The organism is Novosphingobium sp. FG137 (assembly GCF_057809735.1).
In genome coordinates this window covers 249,294-269,560 of record NZ_JBMDKN010000007.1, presented here as the reverse complement: position 1 = coordinate 269,560, position 20,267 = coordinate 249,294, and the positions used below count along the sequence as shown (strand labels likewise).

Annotated in this window: 19 protein-coding genes and 1 pseudogene; 8 read left to right on the top strand and 12 right to left on the bottom strand. The window is 63.6% G+C overall.

Annotation, left to right across the window (positions count from 1 at the left end):
• Window positions 1–104: 104 nt before the first annotated feature.
• From ACODS2_RS19390 to ACODS2_RS19380, 3 genes are read right to left on the bottom strand one after another with little or no spacing between them, the layout of a single operon-like run.
• Window positions 105–1,109: a tyrosine-type recombinase/integrase gene (locus tag ACODS2_RS19390; RefSeq protein WP_021240061.1), complete on the bottom strand. Its 1,005-nt coding sequence runs from the start codon at window positions 1,107–1,109 to the stop codon at window positions 105–107.
• Window positions 1,106–2,020 carry a tyrosine-type recombinase/integrase gene (locus tag ACODS2_RS19385; protein WP_031286240.1) on the bottom strand — a complete coding sequence of 305 codons (915 nt, stop codon included), beginning with the start codon at window positions 2,018–2,020 and terminating at the stop codon, window positions 1,106–1,108. The genes ACODS2_RS19390 and ACODS2_RS19385 overlap by 4 nt, the downstream gene beginning before the upstream one ends.
• Window positions 2,014–3,561 carry a tyrosine-type recombinase/integrase gene (locus ACODS2_RS19380; RefSeq protein WP_020819179.1) on the bottom strand — a complete coding sequence of 516 codons (1,548 nt, stop codon included), beginning with the start codon at window positions 3,559–3,561 and terminating at the stop codon, window positions 2,014–2,016. The genes ACODS2_RS19385 and ACODS2_RS19380 overlap by 7 nt, the downstream gene beginning before the upstream one ends.
• 209 nt (window positions 3,562–3,770) lie before the next feature.
• Here ACODS2_RS19380 and ACODS2_RS19375 point away from each other — a divergent pair, with 209 nt between their 5' ends.
• Genes ACODS2_RS19375 through ACODS2_RS19365 form a run of 3 tightly spaced genes read left to right on the top strand, consistent with a single transcriptional unit; the run spans window position 3,771 to window position 6,660 of the window.
• Window positions 3,771–5,462, top strand: coding sequence for a strawberry notch C-terminal domain-containing protein (locus ACODS2_RS19375; RefSeq protein ID WP_489000272.1), 1,692 nt, complete (start codon window positions 3,771–3,773; stop codon window positions 5,460–5,462).
• Window positions 5,463–5,515: 53 nt separating this feature from the next.
• Window positions 5,516–5,929, top strand: coding sequence for an MbcA/ParS/Xre antitoxin family protein (locus ACODS2_RS19370; RefSeq protein WP_489000246.1), 414 nt, complete (start codon window positions 5,516–5,518; stop codon window positions 5,927–5,929).
• Window positions 5,926–6,660 carry an RES family NAD+ phosphorylase gene (locus ACODS2_RS19365; RefSeq protein WP_489000245.1) on the top strand — a complete coding sequence of 245 codons (735 nt, stop codon included), beginning with the start codon at window positions 5,926–5,928 and terminating at the stop codon, window positions 6,658–6,660. Before ACODS2_RS19370 ends, ACODS2_RS19365 begins: the two co-directional genes overlap by 4 nt.
• 65 nt (window positions 6,661–6,725) lie before the next feature.
• Here ACODS2_RS19365 and ACODS2_RS19360 read toward each other — a convergent pair.
• Window positions 6,726–7,238: pseudogene (locus ACODS2_RS19360) on the bottom strand (DUF6933 domain-containing protein).
• Window positions 7,239–7,356: 118 nt separating this feature from the next.
• Entirely contained in the window at window positions 7,357–8,241 is an 885-nt protein-coding gene (locus ACODS2_RS19355) for a LysR family transcriptional regulator (protein ID WP_489000244.1), read from the bottom strand.
• A 96-nt stretch (window positions 8,242–8,337) separates the two neighbouring features.
• Between ACODS2_RS19355 and ACODS2_RS19350 the strand changes: the two genes are divergently transcribed.
• The 3 genes from ACODS2_RS19350 to ACODS2_RS19340 all read left to right on the top strand — a co-directional run bounded on the left by ACODS2_RS19350 (window position 8,338) and on the right by ACODS2_RS19340 (window position 10,950).
• Entirely contained in the window at window positions 8,338–9,156 is an 819-nt protein-coding gene (locus tag ACODS2_RS19350) for a pirin family protein (RefSeq protein ID WP_489000243.1), read from the top strand.
• 68 nt (window positions 9,157–9,224) lie between these two features.
• Entirely contained in the window at window positions 9,225–9,842 is a 618-nt protein-coding gene (locus ACODS2_RS19345) for an isochorismatase family protein (protein WP_489000242.1), read from the top strand.
• A gap of 40 nt (window positions 9,843–9,882) precedes the next feature.
• On the top strand, window positions 9,883–10,950 hold the full coding sequence (locus ACODS2_RS19340; RefSeq protein ID WP_489000241.1) for an alkene reductase: 1,068 nt from the start codon (window positions 9,883–9,885) through the stop codon (window positions 10,948–10,950).
• Between the two features lie 630 nt (window positions 10,951–11,580).
• Here the strand turns inward: ACODS2_RS19340 and ACODS2_RS19335 are convergent.
• The 3 genes from ACODS2_RS19335 to ACODS2_RS19325 all read right to left on the bottom strand — a co-directional run bounded on the left by ACODS2_RS19335 (window position 11,581) and on the right by ACODS2_RS19325 (window position 14,764).
• Window positions 11,581–12,234 (bottom strand): TetR/AcrR family transcriptional regulator, encoded by a 654-nt coding sequence (locus ACODS2_RS19335; protein ID WP_489000240.1) that lies wholly within the window; start codon window positions 12,232–12,234, stop codon window positions 11,581–11,583.
• 62 nt (window positions 12,235–12,296) lie between these two features.
• Window positions 12,297–13,073, bottom strand: coding sequence for an SDR family oxidoreductase (locus ACODS2_RS19330; RefSeq protein WP_489000239.1), 777 nt, complete (start codon window positions 13,071–13,073; stop codon window positions 12,297–12,299).
• The gene (locus ACODS2_RS19325) at window positions 13,070–14,764 is read right to left on the bottom strand and encodes a class I adenylate-forming enzyme family protein (RefSeq protein ID WP_489000238.1); all 1,695 of its coding nucleotides are present in this window, start codon (window positions 14,762–14,764) and stop codon (window positions 13,070–13,072) included. The genes ACODS2_RS19330 and ACODS2_RS19325 overlap by 4 nt, the downstream gene beginning before the upstream one ends.
• Before the next feature lie 243 nt (window positions 14,765–15,007).
• On the opposite strand from ACODS2_RS19325, the gene ACODS2_RS19320 reads away from it, so the two are divergent.
• The gene (locus ACODS2_RS19320) at window positions 15,008–16,618 is read left to right on the top strand and encodes a flavin-containing monooxygenase (RefSeq protein WP_489000237.1); all 1,611 of its coding nucleotides are present in this window, start codon (window positions 15,008–15,010) and stop codon (window positions 16,616–16,618) included.
• Between the two features lie 28 nt (window positions 16,619–16,646).
• Window positions 16,647–17,582: an alpha/beta hydrolase gene (locus ACODS2_RS19315; RefSeq protein WP_489000236.1), complete on the top strand. Its 936-nt coding sequence runs from the start codon at window positions 16,647–16,649 to the stop codon at window positions 17,580–17,582.
• Between the two features lie 33 nt (window positions 17,583–17,615).
• Here ACODS2_RS19315 and ACODS2_RS19310 read toward each other — a convergent pair whose 3' ends face one another.
• Genes ACODS2_RS19310 through ACODS2_RS19295 form a run of 4 tightly spaced genes read right to left on the bottom strand, consistent with a single transcriptional unit; the run spans window position 17,616 to window position 20,236 of the window.
• Window positions 17,616–18,809, bottom strand: a complete 1,194-nt coding sequence (locus tag ACODS2_RS19310) for a lipid-transfer protein (protein WP_489000235.1) — start codon at window positions 18,807–18,809, stop codon at window positions 17,616–17,618.
• On the bottom strand, window positions 18,806–19,252 hold the full coding sequence (locus ACODS2_RS19305) for a Zn-ribbon domain-containing OB-fold protein (RefSeq protein WP_489000234.1): 447 nt from the start codon (window positions 19,250–19,252) through the stop codon (window positions 18,806–18,808). The genes ACODS2_RS19310 and ACODS2_RS19305 overlap by 4 nt, the downstream gene beginning before the upstream one ends.
• Window positions 19,249–19,785 (bottom strand): MaoC family dehydratase, encoded by a 537-nt coding sequence (locus ACODS2_RS19300; protein ID WP_489000233.1) that lies wholly within the window; start codon window positions 19,783–19,785, stop codon window positions 19,249–19,251. Before ACODS2_RS19300 ends, ACODS2_RS19305 begins: the two co-directional genes overlap by 4 nt.
• Before the next feature lie 19 nt (window positions 19,786–19,804).
• On the bottom strand, window positions 19,805–20,236 hold the full coding sequence (locus ACODS2_RS19295; protein WP_489000232.1) for a MaoC family dehydratase: 432 nt from the start codon (window positions 20,234–20,236) through the stop codon (window positions 19,805–19,807).
• Between the last annotated feature and the right edge of the window lie 31 nt (window positions 20,237–20,267).

The window sequence follows — 20,267 nt, the reverse complement described above, 5'->3', positions numbered from 1 at the left end:
TCGCAGTTTATGTCGAGCGTGGCAGCAGGAGGCGCAGGTTTCCTTCGGTTTTCCATGATTTCACTCCAGATAATATGTGGGTCAGGAGAATGTCCGGGGACGGGTCAGGCCCGTCTTCGAACGTCGGTAAGCATGGTGATCAGAGCGTCGGATGGCGGCTTGAAGCGCCCCGGCTTGATCGCAGGGGCACCGTGGGCAGCGAGAATCTGAAGCTTCTCTTCGGGATCGGCGCGCAAGTAGGTCTCGGTGCTCTGGATACTGGCGTGGCCGAGCCATAATGCGACCTTGCGAATGTCCCCCGTCGCCGCGAGCGTGTGCATCGCGCAAGAATGACGAAGCACGTGGGGTGTGACGCGCTTCTCAAGGATCGACGGCTGCTTCGTCGCTGCCGTCTTGACGTGCTCGGCCAATCGGAACGCAAATCCGTCGCGGGTCATCGGCTGCCCGTTGGCATTTAGGAATATCTCGGTGACCTCAACTTGAGGCCGGATCGCAAGCCATGCGCGCAATGCGATCTGGGTCTCCTTCCACAGCGGCAGGACCCGTTCACGTCGCCCTTTGCCCATGATGTGCATGGTGGACAGGGAGCGGTCCGGGAAATCGCCCAGTTGCAGCGTTACGAGTTCCGACACCCTCAGTCCGCCAGCATAGGTAAGATGCAGCATCGCGCGATCACGGGTGCCGAGGCGTGTCCGGGGATCGGGTGTATCGAGCAAAGCCTTGATCTCGGCCCGGTCGAGATAATCGATCAGCGCCTTGTCTGTCTTCTTGGTCGGGATTGCTCTGACACGGAGTGCCTGATCGAGGCAGGCTGGAATCCGGTACTCGATGTATCGGAAGAAGGATCGGATCGCGGCGAGCCTGCCATTGCGGGTCCGCACGCAGCTGCCGCGGCCGATCTCGACATGATCGAGGAAGGCCATGATCATGTCTGTGCCGAGATCCTCAATCTCGAGATCGGTCGGTCGGCGCTTCAGCCGATCGGCAGCGAACTGGACGAGGAGGACGAAGCAGTTGGCATAGGTCTTCACCGTGTGCGGGCTGACGGCGCGTTCGCGCGGCAGATGTTCCCGCAGATATGCCGAGAGATGGGGAGCAAGCGCCGTCATGCCGCTTCTCCTTGAAAAAGTTGCTCGCTTGCAGCCGCAATGTCGCGAAGCAGCACCGGCGTGGCTTCGAGATACCAGTACGTGTTGGCGATCGACGCGTGCCCCAGGTAGACACTGAGACCGGCCATGTGGTGGGCAATGGCTTCCCTGTCACGCGGGCAGGACTCAAGCGAGCGGACAGCGAAAGTATGCCGCAGATCGTGGAGTCGCATGCCTGCCGTACCGGTTGCCCCACGATATCCGAGAAGCCGGGCCAACCTGACGAACACGACGTGGGCGCGCACCTTGTGCGGCGCTCGCCCCCGGATCGTGACGAACAGGTCATTACACTTGGCCGGATGCTTCGCGCGGATCGCAATGTAGGCTTCGAGTGCTTTGCGCGTCGATGGCTGCAAGGTGATCAGCCGCTGCTTGCCGAACTTGCCGTTGCGGACAACCAGCCCATCCTCGACCAGATCGTCGCACTGTAGCGCGAGAGCCTCGGAAATCCGAAGTCCTGTCGTCGCCAGCAGACCGAACAGGTAATGGTAGGTGTACGGGCTGATCGTGCCTTGGGGCGAAACGTCCAACGCCGCCGTCATGATCGCCCGCACCTGGTCCGGTTCGATGATGATCGGAGTCGGGCGTGGCCGCTTGCCGCGTCCGAAAACGCCGACAGGCGGGACTTCGTGGTCTGGATCCTCGGCGTTAGCGAAAAGGCTGAAGTTACGAGCAGCGTCGTACCTATGGCGAGCCACGTTCTGCGAGCTTGCCGTGTGGCACCAGTCGTAGATGCGCTGCACTCGGGTGTGCCGGTCACCGAAGCGTCCGGCGAAAGCCGCGTATTGGCGCAGCAGTCGTTCCTGCTCCGAGAACTTCCGCCCCAAACTGCGATACAGCGAGACGTATCTGGCAATGTGCATGTTCAGCATGACGGTTCTCCCGGCCATGGCTGCGCGATCTTCATGAGCATCGGCAGGTCGACCTTGGCGTAGATGGCGGTGGTCTCGGGCGAGCTGTGGCGCAGGATCGTTCCAACGGACTCCAGTCCTGCGCCCGCGCGCAGCAAGTTGGTGGCAAGCGAATGCCGGAAAATGTGCGATCCGGTCGGCACGCCTTCGATCCCGCCGCGCTCATGCGTGCGTGCAACGATGCCAGCGATCTCCGCCGATGAGCGGAAAGAACGGAATGGGGCTTGCGCGCGCACGAACAGATGCGGATCGGCGGTCTTGGGGCGTGCCTTGGCAATGTAGTCCAGGATCGCGTCACCGACGTCTTGAGGCAATGGCAGGCGATCGGGCCGACGCGTCTTGCCCTTGACCGTCAGGTGGCCCGAGCGCCAGTCGATATCGTCGAGGTGCATATCCCGAATATCACCGGCACGCAGGCCAAGCCGGGCGAGCAGGAGAATGATGGCCTTGTCCCGAACTTCCACCGGGCGATCAGTCGGACATGCGCCGATGATCTGCTCGATCGTTGCCGGGTTGACGTGCCGGGGCAGCGTCGAAAGACGGTAGCGTTGCACTGATGGGATCGCGTGCAACAAAGCTGGACGGCAAACACCCTGCACGACCAGGAACCGAATATAGCTCCTCATTATCGTGACGAGCAGTGATGCCGAACCTGGCGTCTCCTTGCTTCGTTGTTGAAACGCCCGCCTGAGGACGGCTGCATCCCATTGTGAAGGCTCGCCGAGGATAGGCATGAGTCGCCTGATATCGGTCCGGTAGCGCCGGATCGTCTCGTCGGTCGCGCCGCGGTGTTGCTTGAGCCATGCCAGATATGCCGCCATGTGCGGGTCGTCATCCGACACCGGTTCGACTGAAGGGATGACACCCCGGCCGCGCAAGAACTCGACGAAGTGCCGAGCACCACGCCGCCGCCGCTTCGCGCCCGAGGCGACGAGTTTGCCCCGCTTGCGCCAGACCGGACATCGACAATCATGCGCGCCGTACTGGTCGATGATCGTGTCGTCGATATCGGCCCACGACTGCCGCTTGATGCGAAGCCAAGCCACAATATGCTCGGCTTCCGACCGGTAGCCCTGTGCCACTCCAGGGGCGAGTTGCAGGCTGTCGATTGCATCGGAGTAGTCGGTGAGGTGACGGGGGAGATCGTCGATCCCATCGTCGACTTCGATGTACCCTTGATCTTCGAGGAACCGGACAAAGCGCCGGACCCGCGCAGCCTGATCAGTCTTATAGGCGGCTTGCTGAGCCGAGTATCCGTGGCACCGACAACGGTGCTTCTCGAACCGTCGGACGACTTGATCGTCGAGCGTACTGACCGGGATGGCATGCATATCCAGCCAATGCAGGAAATGACGGATCGCTGCACTGTACAGGATCGAACAGGCCGCTTCCTCCTTGACCCACAGAGAGGAGAGGAAGGCGTTGAATAGGGCATCCGAGCTGGGCGGATCTTCGATCCGGAGCTGTGCCGGACAAAACAGCTCTGATGATCTTGTTCTCATGGTGGTTCCTTCGACTTGTTCAGGTCGAGGGAACCGTAATTATCTGGAGTGAAATCATGGAAAACCGAAGGAAACCTGCGCCTCCTGCTGCCACGCTCGACATAAACTGCGACTGCAAAGAATATGTCATCGACTATCTCGCCAAGAGCTTTCCTGTCCGGCTGATGGCCGTCTTCACCGATGAAAACGGCAATCCTCGATCCGAGCCGATGAGCGACGAACACGGCGCGCCGGTACTGTGCCGATCGGCACTCGCTGCGCGCGACCGGATGATCGAGCAGCTTTGCGCTTTGCCGCCGATCGCGACCGCGCTTGATGCCATCATCGAACGCTTCGGCGTGGATCAGGTGGCGGAAGTGACCGGCCGGACACGCCGGCTCATCGTCGGCCGCGATGGTTGTCAGAAGCTCCAGTCTCGCTCGCCGCGCGCCAACGTCGCTGAAACGCAGGCTTTCATGGACGGCAGCAAGCGCATCCTCGTCTTTTCCGACGCCGGGGGAACGGGGCGTAGCTACCATGCCGATCTCGCAGCCAAGAACCAGGCCCGCCGCGTTCATTTCCTGCTCGAGCCAGGATGGCGGGCTGACGCCGCAATCCAGGGGCTCGGACGGACCAATCGCACCAATCAGGCATCAGCGCCGCTATTCAGGCCCGTGACGACCGACGTGCGCGGCGAACGCCGGTTCATCTCGACGATCGCACGCCGCCTCGACAGCCTCGGTGCCTTGACGCGCGGGCAGCGCCAGACCGGCGGTCAGAACCTCTTCGATCCGGCTGACAACCTCGAGAGCATCTATGCCAAGGAGGCGCTCCATCGCTGGTTCGGCCTCTTGTTCACCGGCAAGCTCGAAGCGGTCAGCCTGGGGCGCTTTCAAGAGATGACAGGTCTCAGGATCGAAGCCCCTGACGGATCGATGGTCGATGACCTGCCGCCGATCCAGCGCTGGCTCAACCGCATCCTCGCACTTCCCATCGCTTTGCAGAACGCGATCTTCGATGAGTTCATGGGGCTGGTCGAGGCGCGTATCGATGCCGCCCGAAAGGCCGGGACACTCGACCTCGGCCTAGAGACCATCGCGGTCGAAGACTTCGTGGTCCTGTCCGACACGTTGCTGCGCACCGATCCGGCCTCGGGTGCGACCACCCATCTGCTGGAACTGGAAATCGCCAGAGCCCTTAAGCCGCTCACGCTGAAGCGGCTCGAGGAGCTTCACGGCCTCGCTGGGCAGCGGCAACGGCCTGTTCGAAATGCCCGCTCAGGCCGGGTTGCCTTGCTCGTACCCGCCCGCAGCATTCTTGCCGATGACGGCAGGCGCGTGTCGCGCTTCGAGCTGCTGCGCCCGCTGAAGCGCAGCCACATCACCGAGGATCAGCTGGCTGAAAGCAGCTGGGAGGGGATCTCCGTCGAGGCTTTCCGCGAAGCCTGGACCGCCGAGGTCGATGAAGCGCGGTCGAACCACAAGCGCGAGCGCCTCTATCTTGCGACGGGGCTCCTGCTGCCAGTCTGGGACAAGCTCCCGTCCGATTTCGTAAGGGTCAGCCGCATCTCAGCGGCGGATGGCCGGTCGCTCCTTGGCCGGGAGGTTCCTCTCCATTGTGTTCCGGAACTGTGCCGGGCGCTGGGTCTGGAACGCGAGCAAACGCTTTCCGCCGAAGACATCGTCCAGACCATCCTGGCGACCGGCCGAGCCATGGAATTCGCCGGCCGTGAGCAGCTTGTGGTGAAGCGCAGCCTGGTCAATGGCTCACAGCGAATTGAACTGACCGGATGGAGTGCGGTTCGCCTCGACTGGTACAAGGCCCAGGGTTGCTTCACGGAAATCATCCGCTACCAGACGCGGCTGTTCGTGCCGATCGAGGGCGCGACGAGCGTGATTGCCAGATTGGCATCATCCGCATAGACCATTGCCATATGGCATTATATAGCGTATATACTGCCATATGGAGAAATGCCATGCTGGCTCTGCAACCCGTTGATACTGCCGTTACCGCTTTCCGTCCCGATCCGATTACCCAGGACGAGGCAGCTGCCATGTTCCGGGCAGTCCTCAATCTGTTCGGCAAATGGGAGTTGACCGACGAACAGGCGGCAACGCTGCTCGACATGCCAGTGCGCTCCTATCGCCGCTGGAAGGCCGAAGGCCCCGGGCGCGTCTCGCGCGATGGCCGCGCTCGGCTGTCCAACCTAATGGGCATCCACAAGGCGCTCCGGATCATCTTTTCGGAAAGCTCGCGAGGCTATGCCTGGATCAGGGCAGCCAACGACGCGTTCGGAGGAGCCAGTGCGCTCGACGTGATGCTCGGGGGCGAACTTACCGACATCATGCGGGTGCGTCGCTACCTCGACGCCGAGCGTGGTGGCTGGTGAGCGGAACGGCGAATATTCCCGTTTCTCGAGTTGAGTGGAAGGGCGCTGTTCGGATCATTCGCAGCGCCTTTCCACCGATCGACCTGTTCGAGGACATCGCCGATCCAGCCGACTGGCCGTTGCTGATCTCGGCAGAGCAGAAGACCAATCCCCGCATCATGGCGACGATTGGCAATCTGGATCTGGTCCCTGTCGACCGCCGCGTCGGCGGCAACGGCGCTTCCTACCTTATGGCGCCGTTCACCCATGTCAGCACCGACCGGCCGAGCCGCTTTACCGATGGCAGCTACGGCGTGCTCTACGTCGGGGACCAGTTCGAGACCGCGTTGTTCGAGACGATCCATCACCATGCCCGCTTCATGGCACGGACAAAGGAAGCGCCTGGCTGGACTTCGCAGTTCCGGGAGATCGTCATGGCGGTCGATGCAGACCTATATGATCTCAGAGCTGCCGATTCAGAACCGAACCCGATGCTGGACCCTGACAGCTACGCGGCATCCCAAGCTCTTGCTGTGAATCTAAGGGGCTCGGAATCCGACGGCATTGTCTACCTGAGCATCCGTCATCCTGGTGGGGAGTGCGTCGCACTCTTCTACCCGGACTGCGCGTCAAACCCCTTGCAGGGACGGCACCTCGATTATCACTGGGATGGGGAGCGCGTTGACCTTTTCCGCGATGCCGGTTCGGGAGCTGTTTTCCGTATCGTCGATTTGCCGCCCGATCCTGTCTGACCGCATGAGTTGGGCTTCCTGCCGAGTGCTGTAGGATCTGCGAGCGCAGTTGCCGGCCAGCAGACTCAGCTCTGCGCACCAGCCTTCACGAGTTGATGAAGGGCTTTGTCCGGCGAAATCGGGCCCTTGTACAGCGGGCTACATGGCGTCTCCGCTAGCTTGGCGGAAATCGCTAGGAGGTCGTGATCATCGCCTTTTTCATAGGCATAGGCGGCCAGCCAGAATTCGGCTTGCTTAACGAACTCGTTGAGGGTGCCCACGACACTCCGGTTCGCGGTCTTTGCATACTGGACGGTGTCCATCCGCCAGACTTCCTGCGCGATGAACTCAGATGAGACGCCGTGCTCCCTCAAAACCAGCGCCAATTGTGCGGGGAATCGTCAAGCAAGCGTGGCCGCTGGGGCTAGCGGCAAAAGCACGGGAAGCAGCGTGCGCTCAGAAACCAGCAAAGCGACTTGCGGCTTCCAGAACAACACTGTGGCATACCAATTGCCCAAGGCGGTGTCGCTTTGCCCGGGCTCAGCGATCTCGGGTTTGATCCGATCAAGCAGCTTCTTGGTGCAGTGGAGGTGGAACATGGTGGCGAGGGATAGTGCTCGCTCTCGAGCGCGTCCACTGACGATACCGGCCACACGGTGGAATGGGAGGGACCGACCACACCCGGTCGCTCAGGTTGAAAGTCTGGAACGTCGAAGCTTAGCCGAAAGCGGTCATGCCTGTCGCGTCAACCAGATGCTGCAGGACGGTCTGCACCGCCAGGGACTTGTATCGCTGTGGGCTGCTCACGATCCATGCATCGGCCTGCTCTACGGGGTGCTGCGGCATCAGCGGAACGAGCCGTCCCGTTCGCAGGTCTTCCTTGATCATGAAGTCGGGCAGGAGGGCGATGCCATGGCCCATTTGCGCCAACTGGTGCGCGACCAGCATGTTGCCTGCAGCCACGTGCCATCGCACCGAACATTCCCAGCCATCGTCGAAACGCCAGGTGTCGAGTGCCGCGCTGGTGACGATGGCGTTGTGCGAGGTCAGGTCCGCTGGGGATTGCGGCACCCCGGCACTGTCTAGATAGGCGGGCGCCGCGACCATCAGGCGGGTGAACGAGCAAAGCCGCCGCGCGATCAGGCTGCTGTCATCGAGCGTGCCCATGCGGACTGCGAGGTCGATGCCCTCGCTGATGATGTTGATGCGCCGCTCGGTCAGTCGCAGATCGATCTGCACGTCGGGATAACGCTGACCCAGCCCGAGCAGATGCGGGGCGACCAGATATTGGCCAAGCGCAGCGGTGGTGGTGAGCGAAACCCGACCTGCCACGGCCCGGCCACGTTCCGCAATGGCCTGCGCGGCAAGGTCTGCAACGGCGATCGCAGGTTTTGCCATGTCGTAGATGCGCCGACCTTCATCAGTCAGCGAAAGCGCCCGCGTGGAACGACGGAACAGCGATGTCCGCAACTGCACTTCGAGATCCGCAAGCCTGCGGCTGACCGTGGACTTGGGCAGGCCCAGCAGGGTGGCAGCGCTCGTGAAGCTGCCTTGATCGGCGATGGCCACCAGCAGCGCAAGATCATCGAGTGAAGGTTTCATTGTTCGGATAATGAGACAATGTATTCTCAATCGCAAATCTTATCGGGACAGACCGAACGGCACATACAGTGATCACGCCAGCAAGAGGACCTTGCCATGATCACCTTCTCGCCTGTCCATACTCCCACCCAGATGCGCCACGGCGCGGCGTTCTCTGCGCGCCAGTATCCCCGTCAGGCGTTCGCCAATCTCATCGATCCCGTGCTCAACATCGACTGGTTCGAGATGAGTGGTCCGACGTTTCCGCCCCACCCGCACGCTGGCTTTTCGGCTGTCACCTATCTGTTCGCGGATTCCCCCAATGGCTTCATCAACCGCGACAGCCTGGGCGTGGTGCAGGACATTCTCCCCGGCGGCCTCCACTGGAGCCGGGCCTCGCGAGGGCTGAAGCACGAAGAAACGCCGATCCCCGGCGCAGGGACGGTGCGGGGCCTCCAGATCTTCATCAATCTGCCCGCGGCCAACCAGAACGACCCCGCTGCCGCCTTCCCGGTCCCGGCTGGGTTGGTCCAGCGCCGAAGCGGCGCTGGCTGGGAAAGCCGCGTCGCGGTCGACGGCACGACACTCGGTGATGCTGCGGAAGCCCTTCCGTCGCCTGTGCGGATCGAGGAGATCGAACTCGACGGGACGGCCCCGCATCCCATCGCTGTGCCCGAAGGTTGGGGCGGCATCATCATCGTGCTGCAAGGCGCGGTCGCCATCGACGGCATGCCGCTGGAAATGACACAGGCGATTGGTTTCGCCGCGGACCGCGACGATCAGATCGACATCGCTCCCGGCTCAGGGCCTGCGCGCCTGGCGATCATCAGCGGGGCGCAACTCAACCAACCCGTGTTTTCGTTCGGCCCGCTCATGCTCGCCAGCGCAGCAGCACTCGACGAGGCGCGCCAGCGCGTCGCCGATCTCACTCTGTAACCTGCCCTTCCACCCAGAACTGCCCGCGGCTTTACCGCTCCATCCTACGATCAGAAAGGAACACCACCATGGCTTCGCAATCGATACCCGCTCGCGTGACCGCCGAAAACGCGGCCCTGCTCCTGATCGACCATCAGGTCGGCACCATGCAACTGATCAAGAACATCGACCGCGACCTTGCCGCGCGGCAATCAATCGTCCTTGCCAAGATGGCAAAGATCCTCGGCATGCCCGTCGTGATCACGTCCAGCCAGGAAGAGAACGCGCAAGGCCCCATCCTGCCCGAGATCGCCGCGATCCTGCCCGAGGCCTATGAGGCGCGCGTCAAGCGGCCCGGCGTCGTCAATGCCTGGGCTTATCCCGAGTTTCGCGATGCCGTGCTCGCCACGGGGCGCAAGCACCTGATCATGGCCGGCGTGACCACCGATGTCTGCCTGATCTTCCCAGCGATCGACGCGGCGCTCGAAGGCTTTGCCGTCCAGGCGGTGATGGATGCTTCCGGCTCCCCCAGCGACCTTTCCGAAGCGTTCGCCCGCCAGCGCATGCACGATGCCGGTGTCGTGCTCACCGCCACGAACACGCTGATGGCAGAGATCGCGCAGGACTGGTCGACGTCATCGGGCCAGCAGCTGATCGGCCTGCTGTTCAGCGATGTCTTCCCCGCACTCGGCGCCGGCATCGTCTGAATTACACCGCACACGCACACGACAGATCCAAGGAACACCCATGAGCCAGATTTTCGCCCCAGTCCGCGTCGGACGCTACGACCTCCCGAACCGCATCGTGATGGCGCCGATGACGCGCAGCCGCGCACAGTTCGATGGCACGCCCGGCGATCTTGCCGCGCAGTATTACGCCCAACGCGCAAGCGTTGGCCTGATCGTCGCCGAAGGCACGCAACCTTCGGATGACGGTCAGGGCTATCTCTCGACTCCGGGCATCTACACGCCGGCCCATGTCGCCGGATGGCGGAAGATCACGTCGGCCGTGCACGACAAGGGCAGCCGCATCTTCATCCAGCTGATGCACGCCGGCCGCCTGTCGCACCCCGACAACACGCCGCATCATCGCGAGGGTGTTGCCCCGTCTGCCATCGCCCCCGGCACCGGCATGTTCACGCCCAGCGGCATGCAGGATGCCCCTACGCCACGCGCGTTGACGACCGAGGAAGTGCGCCAGACAGTCGCGGACTTCCGGCATGCGGCCCGCTGCGCGATCAAAGCCGGTGCCGATGGCGTCGAGATCCATGGCGCGAATGCCTACCTGATCCAGCAATTCCTTGCCCCGAGCGCCAACACGCGCACCGATGCCTATGGTGGCTCGATCGAGAACCGTGCCCGTTTCGCCATCGAAATCGCCACCGCCATCGCCGAGGAGATCGGTGCGGATCGCACTGCCATCCGTCTCTCGCCGGGGACGACGATGTGGGGGATCGACGAAGGCCCCGAAGGCCCCGAGCTTTACCGACATCTGGTCGCCGAACTGGGCAAACTGGGCCTCGCCTACCTGCACATCATGCACCAGGGCGACGAAGCGCTGCTTGCCGACATTCGCCATATCTGGAGGCAACCGTTGATCCTCAACCGTCCCGGTCGCGCGCGCGAGGACATCGGAACTGACGTGACGTCAGGTCTCGCCGAACTGGAATCGTATGGTCAGATGATCTTGGCTAACCCCGATTTCGTAGCCCGGTTGAAAGTGGGTGCGCCGTTGGCCCAGGCTGATCCCGCCAGCTACTTTGGCGGTAACGAACAGGGATATGTCGATTATCCTGCAATGGCAGAAGCTGTCTGAGAAAGAAGGGGCCGCGCTTGGCGCGGCTCCGTCTCGACGGGCTGTCGTGGACAAAAACGACGGTCGATGGCCAGGAAGCAGCCGCTTTGGACTGGTCGCTTATTAGCTGCCGCGGCCGTTACGTCCGTTTTGGCTCGCCCCATAGCATGCCAATGATAACGCCAGCCTGAGAAGCAGCAGTTCGCAGGCTCAAAAGCCAACAGCAGGTGAGACCGACCAAACGGCGTTCGTTTCCGACGGCAGCCGACCAGTTCTGTTCGTCCCCGAAAGGACCTCCGAATGGCTGCTCCGGCCAACAGCGGTCAGGCGCCGATCACGCCTTCCGCAGGCGGGCGCGAGGCCGTTATACTGGCTGTCGGCGCTATTTTGACCCCGCCGACCGATCGCATCGTGCTGTTCTGCCGGTGGCGCGGCGCGATGGCCATAACCGAGAACTCTGGTGATGCGCCAAGCACCGTTTTGCTTTGCCCAGACCATTACAAACTTGGCGATCCCCTCGCGTCACCCCGGCGACCATGCCCCAAGCCAACCATTTGTCACGCGGCCTTGCTGAGCGCGTGGGAGCATCAGGATGAATGCAACAGCCGTTGGTCCACCTCAGCGCACCGGGCAACGTGTGTCAGCCAGATTTCAGTAGGGCGTTTCGAGACCCGACACGATCATCTCGGCGAACGTCGTTCCCACGTCTTCCGCGGAATCGGAAAGCTCGGGCCTATACCAGCGGTGCGTCCAATTGAGCATGCCCAGCACGCCATACGCCACGACTTTGGGAGTTCCGACCTTGCGGAAACTGCCATCTGCATAACCTTGCTCGACGATGTCGATAACGGACTGTTGGATGCTCTTGTTGAGGTTGCGCATATGCGCCGACCAGGTTGAACGCTGGTCGCTGACATTCTTCAGATCCTCGCGGATGTAGATGTACAGCAACGGATAATTGGCAGCATAGGACGCCATCAGCGCCATGATCAGTTCGCGCATCTTGCGGGTAGGGCTGATCGCGCTTTTCGCGATGCGCCGGGCCAGTTCGTCGTTCTGTTCCAGAACGGACCGGATGATCTCGTCGAACATCTGCTCTTTTGACGAGAAGTAATAATACAGGGTGGCGCGGTCCATGCCGAGTTCTGCGGCCACCGCGCTGACGCTGGCGGCCGTGTAACCGAGGCGGTGGAACACCTTCACCGCCGCTTCGGAGATCTCCTGCCGCCGGCTCTGGTAGGAGGCGCGCGGATCCTTGCCGGCTGCGGAGCGCCGCTCACCGATCAATGACTTGGCTTTGGTCATGCGGACCCCCTTTTCAATCCGCCGCCAGCTAGCCGGAAGTGCAGGAATTTGCCAGCCAAGGCTCAGCCGCGCGGAGCCCCTGCCACATAAAGCACCTGACCGGTAACGAAACCGGCGCGCGCGTCGACAAAATAGGACACCGCATGGGCGATGTCGTCCGGCTCGCCGGGGCGCCCGACCGCGATCGACTGGACCATCTGCGTGACCAGGTCTTCGAACGGCATGTCCATTCGCCGGGCAACTTCGCGGGTCATTTCTGTTACCACAAAGCCCGGCGCGACAGCATTGGCGGTGATGCCGTAGCGGCCCAGTTCGATCGCCAGCGTGCGCGTCAGCCCCTGCACACCGGCCTTGGCGGCCGCATAGTTCGCCTCGCCCAAGGCCCCCAGCGCGGCGATGCTCGACAAGTTGACGATCCGGCCCCAGCCCGCGCTGCGCATGTGCGACTGCACTTCCCGGCACATCAGGAAAACCGACTTCAGGTTGACGTTCTGGACAATGTCCCAGTCGTCCAGCGTCATTCTAGCGATGGTGCGGTCGCGCAGCACGCCCGCGTTGTTGACCAGGATGGTCGGTGGCCCCAGCGCCTCCGCCGCCGCGGCCACGGCAGCGCGCACCGATGGTTCGTTCGCAACGTCGGCGGCGACGGCAATGGCCCGGCGGCCCAGCGCGGTGATGGCCGCCAGCGTTTCGCCGCAGGCCTCACGGTCGAGGTCGAGCACCGCGATATCGTGTCCGTCGCCGGCCAGTCGGCGGGCGATGGCTGCGCCGATCCCCCGGGCCGCGCCGGTTACAATGGCCACGCGGCCTCCCGGGCTGGTGGGGGTAGAACTGGTCATGCGCACGTCAGCATGGCTGCCGCCTTTTCCGAGAGGAGAAACTTGCGCGCCCGGCCTGACGCCGTGGTCGGGATATCGGCCTCGGTGACCACCAGGACATGGCGGGGCACCTTGAACCGGGCCAGCCGGTCCGCGACCAGCTGGCGCAGCGCGGCGGGATCGAGCGAGGCACCGGCCCGCGCCACGACGAAGGCCACTCCGACCTCGCCCATCCGTTCATCGGCGATGGGCACGACATGAGCCTGCAGCACTTCTGGATGAGTGGTCAGCAAGTCTTCGATCTCGGTCGGCAGCACCTGTTCCCCGCCGCAGCGGAACGATTCCTTGGTCCGTCCGACCAGGGTGATGTAGCCGTCATCGTCGATCCGCCCGAGATCGCCGGTCTTGAGCCAGCCGTCGCTGTCGAAGGCCGCGGACGTTGCTTCGGGCTTTTTATAGTAGCCTGCGGTCACGCCCGGCCCTTTCGCGACCAATTCGCCCACAGCGCCCGCCGGTAGGACCGCGCCGCTGACCGGGTCGATCGCGCGGTAGGTTACCAGACGGTCCCCCAGGGCCGGATCGCCGGCCGGGCCGACATCGCGCTGCCGGCCGTTGGTGGTCAGCAACCGGGCCATCGGATCATCGGGGCGGGTCACCGTAGTGGAGGCGGTGGTTTCGGTCATGCCATAGCCGGTCGTGATCTCAGTCACGCCCAGCACATCATGGATGGCCTGCCACACGCGTTCGGGCGCGCGCCCGCCCGATGCCAGCACCGCCTGCCAAGTCGAAAGATCGTAGTGACCAGCCACTGCGGCATCGAGCACCGCCAGAGACATCGCCGGCACCAGCAGGGCGTCTGTGGCGCGGTGACGTTCGACCGCGGCCAGCGTCGCGGCAGCATCGAAGCGCAATTGCGGGATGACCGCGCCGCCCACATAGGGCACGGCCAGCAGCCCTTCGACATAGCCGAACACATGGTACATCGGCAGCGAGAACAGCACGCGCCGGCCATCCTCGAACCCGCGCGCATAGGCGCTGCCGAACGCGGTACGGGTCAGCATGTCGTGCGTCAGGACGACGCCCTTGGGGGACCCGGTGGTGCCCGAGGTATACAGGATGTCGCAGGGCCCGGCGGGGTCGACCGGACGGGTGGTCGGCGGGCCAGCCAGATCCAGGTCGGCGAACGGCATCGCCCCGGCTCGCGCTGTGGCATCAGTAGGAAACACGACAATCCGGCGCAGCAGCGGCAGGGCACTGCCCCCGCCATCGCGTTCCCAGCCCGGCGCGATCTGGTCGAGCGAGGCGAGGTGATCGATATCCCGAAACCGGTCGATGGTGACCAGCACGACCGAATCCGACTGGCCAAGGACGTAGGCGACTTCGTCCCGGCGATTGAGGATGTTGATCGGTACGGCGACGGCGCCGAGCCGCGAAATGGCATACTTAAGCGCGGCGAATTCGGGATGGTTCGCCATTATCACCGCCACATGGTCGCCGGCCTGCACGCCGATCGCGGCCAGCCCCCCGGCAATACGGTGCGACCACGCGGCCATGTCTGCATAGGTCCAGGTGCGGTCGTCGGTGATGACGAACGGCCGATCGGCAAAGGCCGCGGCGGCAGCGTCCAGTACGCCGTGTAGCGTTACCGGCGCCCACGGCGAGAAACGCCCGGCCAATGCGGCTTGGCGTGCCGCAACCGGCGGCAAGGTCATCGCACGACCGCCATCGCCACGCTGCGCCCATCTGGCGACGTTCCGACCACATCTTCTCCTTGGCGTTGTTGGCCTCAAGCTAGCGAAGAGTCTGGCATTTAGTCAATACCAACGTTGACGACGAGGAGGCATGCGATTTCCGTGGCCGAAAGCCCAACTTTCCCGTCTCGGAAAAATTGATCAACATAGGTGTTGACGCCTTAAGAGGGTTGCGGCAGATCGGTCCCCAATGGAGGAGGAGCTATGACAACCGTGGACGTTCTGGTCGTCGGCGCCGGCTTTGCCGGTCTGCGGGCCCTGCACACCTTTCGCGGCATGGGTCTCGAGACTGTCGTACTCGAAGCGGACGATGCCATCGGCGGGGTCTGGAACTTCAACCGCTATCCCGGCGCGCGCTGCGATGTGGAGATCTTTGACTACTCCTATCGCTTCTCCCCCGAACTCGAACAGGAATGGCGGTGGAGCGAACGCTATGCGACACAGCCCGAAATCCTGAGCTACATCAATCATGTGGCCGATCGATTCGATCTGCGTCGCGACATCGAGCTGAACACCCGGGTCCAGACCGCCATCCTGGACGAGTCCAGCCAGCGTTGGCGCATCACCAGCGCCGATGGCCGCGAGTGGGATGCCGGCCGGCTGGTTCTGGCCGTTGGTCAGTTGTCTGCCCCCAAGGACACGACCTACCCCGGGCAGGACCTGTTCACGGGTCGGATCATCTATTCAGCCCGCTGGCCGCGCGAACCGGTTGATTTTGCGAACAAGCGTGTGGCGATCATCGGCACCGGCTCGTCGGGCGTGCAGATGACCCCGGTGATCGCCGAACAGGCGGCCCATCTGGCGGTGTTTCAGCGGACTGCCAATTACTCGATCCCGGCCGCCAATGCCCCGGTCAGCGACGAGGAAGACCGCGCGGTAAAGGCTCGCTACCGCGAACGCCGCGAGGCGGCGCGCAATTCGCCCAGTGGCTTGGGCTTTACACCGGACAACCGCTCGGCGATCGAAGTGCCGGAGGATGAACGCAACGCCGCCTTCGAAGCGGCCTGGAACCGGCTTGGCTTCGGCTTTGCACTGACCTTCAAGGACATCCTGCTGAATCAGGCGTCGAACGATACCGCGTCCGCCTTCATCCGCGGCAAGATTGCCGAGCAGATCGACGACCCGGCGCTGCAACGGAAGCTGATCCCGCAGGATTTTCCATTCGGCACCCGCCGGCCTTCGGTGGACAGCGGCTATTTCAGGACCTTCAACCGTGCCAATGTCGAACTGGTCGATATCAGCGAGACGCCCATCACGGGGTTCACCCCCGGCGGCATCCGCACCACCGATGCAGAGCGCGAATTCGACATCGTCATCTATGCGACCGGGTTCGATGCCTTTACCGGTTCTCTGCTGAAGCCGACCATCACCGGGCGCGGGGGCGTGACCCTGCAGGAAAAATGGGCGGCCGGACCGGTCAGCTTCCTTGGCCTGGCGGTCAACGAATTTCCCAACATGTTCATCATCGTCGGCCCGGGCAGCCCGTCGCTCCTGAGCAATGTCCTGCTGTCTTCGGAAGAGCAGATCGATTGGCTAGCCGACCTGTTCGCCCATTGTCGCGATCAGGGCATCGACGCGGTCGAGGCGACGGCCGAGGCCCAGCGCGATTGGGTGGCCCACGTCAACGAACGCGCCCAGGAAACCTTGTATCTGAAAACACCGTCATACTATCTCGGCGCAGAGATGCCCGGCAAACCGCGCGTCTTCATGCCTTATTCCGGGGGGGTACGGGGCTATCGCCGGATCCTTGAGGATACTGCGGCAAGGGGTTACGCAGGCATGGTCCTGCGCCGGATCGATGCCGTCGCGGCTTGATCCCGGCCATCTTCCCAGACCATCGGGGATGGCTGCCGACGGCGTGGTCGAACCTTCGCTGACCGCGTTATTGGCTGACCCTCGCATGGCGCTGCGCCGCTGCCCGCCACACATCACGCTGGGCCAGCTACGAACCGCTGCCAATGCCTTTCAGGCGAGCATGCCGCGGCCGCCGATCGCGGCGGTGGAGGATCTGGTTGCGCACGGCCTGAGCGGTCCTATCCCGCTGCGGCTGTACCGGCCGCATCGAGCGGCAGCCCTTCCGGTGATCGTGTTCACGCACGGCGGCGGCTTCCTGTTCGGCAACCTCGACACCCACGACGCCATGTGTCGCACGCTGGCGAACCTGTCGGGAGCGGCAGTACTAGCCGTCGCATACCGGTTGGCACCCGAGTACCATTTTCCCGCGCCGTTGGACGATGTTGGAGCCGTGCTGGAGTGGCTGACCATTGCGGGCTGCGAACACGGCGTCGATCCGCGCAGGCTTGCGCTGGCGGGGGACAGCGCGGGCGCACAGCTGGCTGCCGCTATGGCCGTGCAATGGGCCAGCGCCTTGCCCACGCCGCGCCACGTCGGGCTGCTGTACCCAATCCTCGATCCTTCATGCCGCAGCGTCTCGATGCGTCAATTCGGTGAAGGCCACATGCTTACGCGGGACTTCATCGACTGGGCATGGGAGGCCTATCGGGGCCCGGCCGCGCCCGATAACGATCCGCGTTTTGACCTGAGTCGTGCAGACCTTGCCCGCTTCCCAGCCACCACCATCGTCACCGCGCAGTTCGATCCGCTCCGTGACGAAGGCGAGGCGTTCGGCGAGCGCCTGGCCGGGCTGGGGATCGATACCGAAGTTCACCGCTTCGCCGGCATGATCCATGGCTTTGCCGGCTTGCCGCCAACCCAGGCTCAGTCCGAAGCCGCCATCACCCTGATCGCCAGGCGGATCGGAGCGGCCCTGCGCGCCTGATCGGCGGCTTCGGCATTATTGTGCGCGGCGCACTCAGCGCTTGAGGATCACCGACCCGCCGTTGGCGCCGAGCCCCAGCACCGCCGACATGCCAATCCGTGCGTCAGGAACCTGGTGACCCTCTGCCTGACCACGCAGCTGCCAGGTCAGTTCGCACACCTGCAACACGGCCTGCGCGGTTGTCGCCTCGCCGAACGACAGGAAGCCGCCGCTGGGATTGATCGGCAGCTGGCCGTCGATCGACAGATGGCCGTTCCGCAGCATCCAGTCACCCTCGCCCTGTTCATAGAACCCGAACTGTTCCGGCCAGGCGAGGATGTGCCAGGCGCTGTTGTCAGCCATTTCCAGCAGGTCGATATCGTCCGGGCCGATGCCGGCCATCTCGAACGCGCGGGTCACCGCGTTGGCGACCTCGCTGGTGTTAGTAACACCCGCGCGCACGGTCGACGACACAGTCGGAATCCGGCGCCCCGGATCACCGAACGAGCCCGTCGCCGCTGCCACGCCCGCAACCTCGACCATCACGTGGCCGGCGCGCCGGGCAAAGGCTTCGCTGCCCAGGATCACTGCGGCGGCACCGTCGCTGACGGGGCAGATCTGCAACAGATGCAGCGGATCGGTGACCATCGGCGAGGCCAGGACTTCTGCCACCGTCGTGGGCTTGCGAAAGCGAGCCAGCCGATTGCCCACAGCATTGGCGCGCATCAGCACCGCCGCCTGCGCCAGCGTTTCATCGGTGGTGCCGACCTCGTGCTTGCGGCGGTTCGCCTCGATCGCCCAGTAGGCCGGATTGGTCGCCCCCATCGTGACCCAGCGCAGGTAGTCGCTGTCGGTGATATCGTCCTGGCTGCCGGGCGGGCGAGGGATGAAGCCCTTCGGCATGCGTTCCGCGCCCATCGCGCACACGACGTCGCATTGCCCGCTGGCGATCATCGCATGGGCGGTCTGGATCGCGATCGCGCCGGCGGCACAGGCGCCGCCCACGTTGACGCAGGTCATGCCCTGCTCGGCCACGGCCTGGGCCAGCTCGTTGGCATGCAGCCCCCAGCCCATGCCACCTTCGAACCGCGAGCTGGCGGCCACCAGCCCCTGCACATCGGACCAGCCTAGTGCGGCATCCGCAAGGGCCGAGCCGGTGGCTTCGATCGCCAGCTGCAGCTGCGACTTGTCAGGCCATTTGCCCCACGGATGGGCGCCTGCGCCCAGCACATAGACCGGTCGGCTCATATGGCGGACTCCTTCTGGTCCGGCGCGAACTTGTAGGTGGTCACCGGGCCGCGTTCGCCATCGGTGAACAGGGTTTCGGTGGTCAGGCGCACCGGCATGCCGATGGCAATCCGATCCAGCGCAACGCCCGTCAACATGCCCATCACTTCAACGCCCTCGCTCAATCCGACCAGCCCGATGGCGTAGGGCGCCCAGTCGTCCATCCGGAACAGCGGCGGCGGCTGATAATGCTGCACTGTATAGCTGAGCAGCGTGCCGCGTTCCGGCAGGTGCACCGGCGCCAGTCGCTTGTCGCAGCAGGCCGGATTGCGGCAACTGACTGCCGCGGGAAAGTATACCGTCTGGCATCCGGCACACCGCGACCCGATCAGCCGGACGCCGCCCTCGACCTGTTCGAACAACCCGGCGACCACCGGTTCGGCCCAGGCTTCCGGCGTGGTCATAGCGACAGGATGTCCCGGGTTTCGCGGAAATAGAGCGTCCCGGCCTGCGTATCGGTGACAGTCACTTCGTGCCGGACGTAACGCCGCCCGCGCTTTTCGAACTTTTCGGCCGCGCGGGTGGTGATCCGCACCGTCGTGCCGACCGGAATCGGCGCCAGAATCTCGGAATCGTGATAGGTGTGGATCGATCCGATCGCGAACGGCCGCGTGTGATCAAACTGCACGGAAAGCACGAAGTGCGACACCAGCAGCGGCGGGACGATCGCTCCACCGAACGGGGATTCGCCCGGAATGTGCCAGGTGTTCATCTTCCACCCTTCGTACCACGGGTTGAAGTCCTCGACCCCATCGGCGTAGAGGACGACGAGCTCCGGCGACAGGTGCAGGTCGCGCGACAGTTCGTCACCGATTTCCACCATGTCCCAATAGGTCTGGGCGCCCTGCTGGAGCCCACCAATGAAACGGCGGGTCTGGACTTCCTGGATCGGTGTGACCGGGCGCAGATCGCCGGTTCCGGGCGTTATGGTCGTCATGCGATCGGACTCCGTTTCGTTACACACCGACATCAACCTCGACCCGGCCGACCGTCTTCTTGTCGCCGGCCTCGTTGTCGGCCCACACGTCGACCACGAAGCGAAAGCCATTGCCCTTCGGCTGCTTCTCGCGGACTACGCCGTGGGTTGTGATCACTTCGTTCGCCAGCACCGAGCCGACGTACTTGCAAGTCACCCTGGCCCCCGTGAACATGGCGGGCCCGAAATGATTGACGCACATCTCGGCGATATAGGCTGAAGACATTTCGCCCGTCTGGATTGGCGCGGCCAAACCGCTTTCGGCGGCATAGACTGGATCCCAGTGGTTCGGGTTGAACCGGCCCCACAAGCGTGAACCCATCAACTGGATCACGGCCCTTTTCCGGATCGGCTGCAATTCATAGCCAACCGGCGTGTCGCGCGTGATCAGGATCGATTGTTCGGTTATCATCTGCAGCCTCCGCTGAATGGCTTCTTAGGCT

Excerpts from the sequence above, each read along its gene's own strand:
- ACODS2_RS19390 (WP_021240061.1), bottom strand. The coding sequence starts at position 1,109 with ATGACGGCGCTTGCTCCCCATCTCTCGGCATATCTGCGGGAACATCTG.
- ACODS2_RS19385 (WP_031286240.1), bottom strand. The coding sequence starts at position 2,020 with ATGCTGAACATGCACATTGCCAGATACGTCTCGCTGTATCGCAGTTTG.
- ACODS2_RS19380 (WP_020819179.1), bottom strand. The coding sequence starts at position 3,561 with ATGAGAACAAGATCATCAGAGCTGTTTTGTCCGGCACAGCTCCGGATC.
- ACODS2_RS19375 (WP_489000272.1), top strand. The coding sequence starts at position 3,771 with ATGAGCGACGAACACGGCGCGCCGGTACTGTGCCGATCGGCACTCGCT.
- ACODS2_RS19370 (WP_489000246.1), top strand. The coding sequence starts at position 5,516 with ATGCTGGCTCTGCAACCCGTTGATACTGCCGTTACCGCTTTCCGTCCC.
- ACODS2_RS19355 (WP_489000244.1), bottom strand. The coding sequence starts at position 8,241 with ATGAAACCTTCACTCGATGATCTTGCGCTGCTGGTGGCCATCGCCGAT.
- ACODS2_RS19350 (WP_489000243.1), top strand. The coding sequence starts at position 8,338 with ATGATCACCTTCTCGCCTGTCCATACTCCCACCCAGATGCGCCACGGC.
- ACODS2_RS19345 (WP_489000242.1), top strand. The coding sequence starts at position 9,225 with ATGGCTTCGCAATCGATACCCGCTCGCGTGACCGCCGAAAACGCGGCC.
- ACODS2_RS19340 (WP_489000241.1), top strand. The coding sequence starts at position 9,883 with ATGAGCCAGATTTTCGCCCCAGTCCGCGTCGGACGCTACGACCTCCCG.
- ACODS2_RS19335 (WP_489000240.1), bottom strand. The coding sequence starts at position 12,234 with ATGACCAAAGCCAAGTCATTGATCGGTGAGCGGCGCTCCGCAGCCGGC.
- ACODS2_RS19330 (WP_489000239.1), bottom strand. The coding sequence starts at position 13,073 with ATGACCAGTTCTACCCCCACCAGCCCGGGAGGCCGCGTGGCCATTGTA.
- ACODS2_RS19325 (WP_489000238.1), bottom strand. The coding sequence starts at position 14,764 with ATGACCTTGCCGCCGGTTGCGGCACGCCAAGCCGCATTGGCCGGGCGT.
- ACODS2_RS19320 (WP_489000237.1), top strand. The coding sequence starts at position 15,008 with ATGACAACCGTGGACGTTCTGGTCGTCGGCGCCGGCTTTGCCGGTCTG.
- ACODS2_RS19315 (WP_489000236.1), top strand. The coding sequence starts at position 16,647 with ATGGCTGCCGACGGCGTGGTCGAACCTTCGCTGACCGCGTTATTGGCT.
- ACODS2_RS19310 (WP_489000235.1), bottom strand. The coding sequence starts at position 18,809 with ATGAGCCGACCGGTCTATGTGCTGGGCGCAGGCGCCCATCCGTGGGGC.
- ACODS2_RS19305 (WP_489000234.1), bottom strand. The coding sequence starts at position 19,252 with ATGACCACGCCGGAAGCCTGGGCCGAACCGGTGGTCGCCGGGTTGTTC.
- ACODS2_RS19300 (WP_489000233.1), bottom strand. The coding sequence starts at position 19,785 with ATGACGACCATAACGCCCGGAACCGGCGATCTGCGCCCGGTCACACCG.
- ACODS2_RS19295 (WP_489000232.1), bottom strand. The coding sequence starts at position 20,236 with ATGATAACCGAACAATCGATCCTGATCACGCGCGACACGCCGGTTGGC.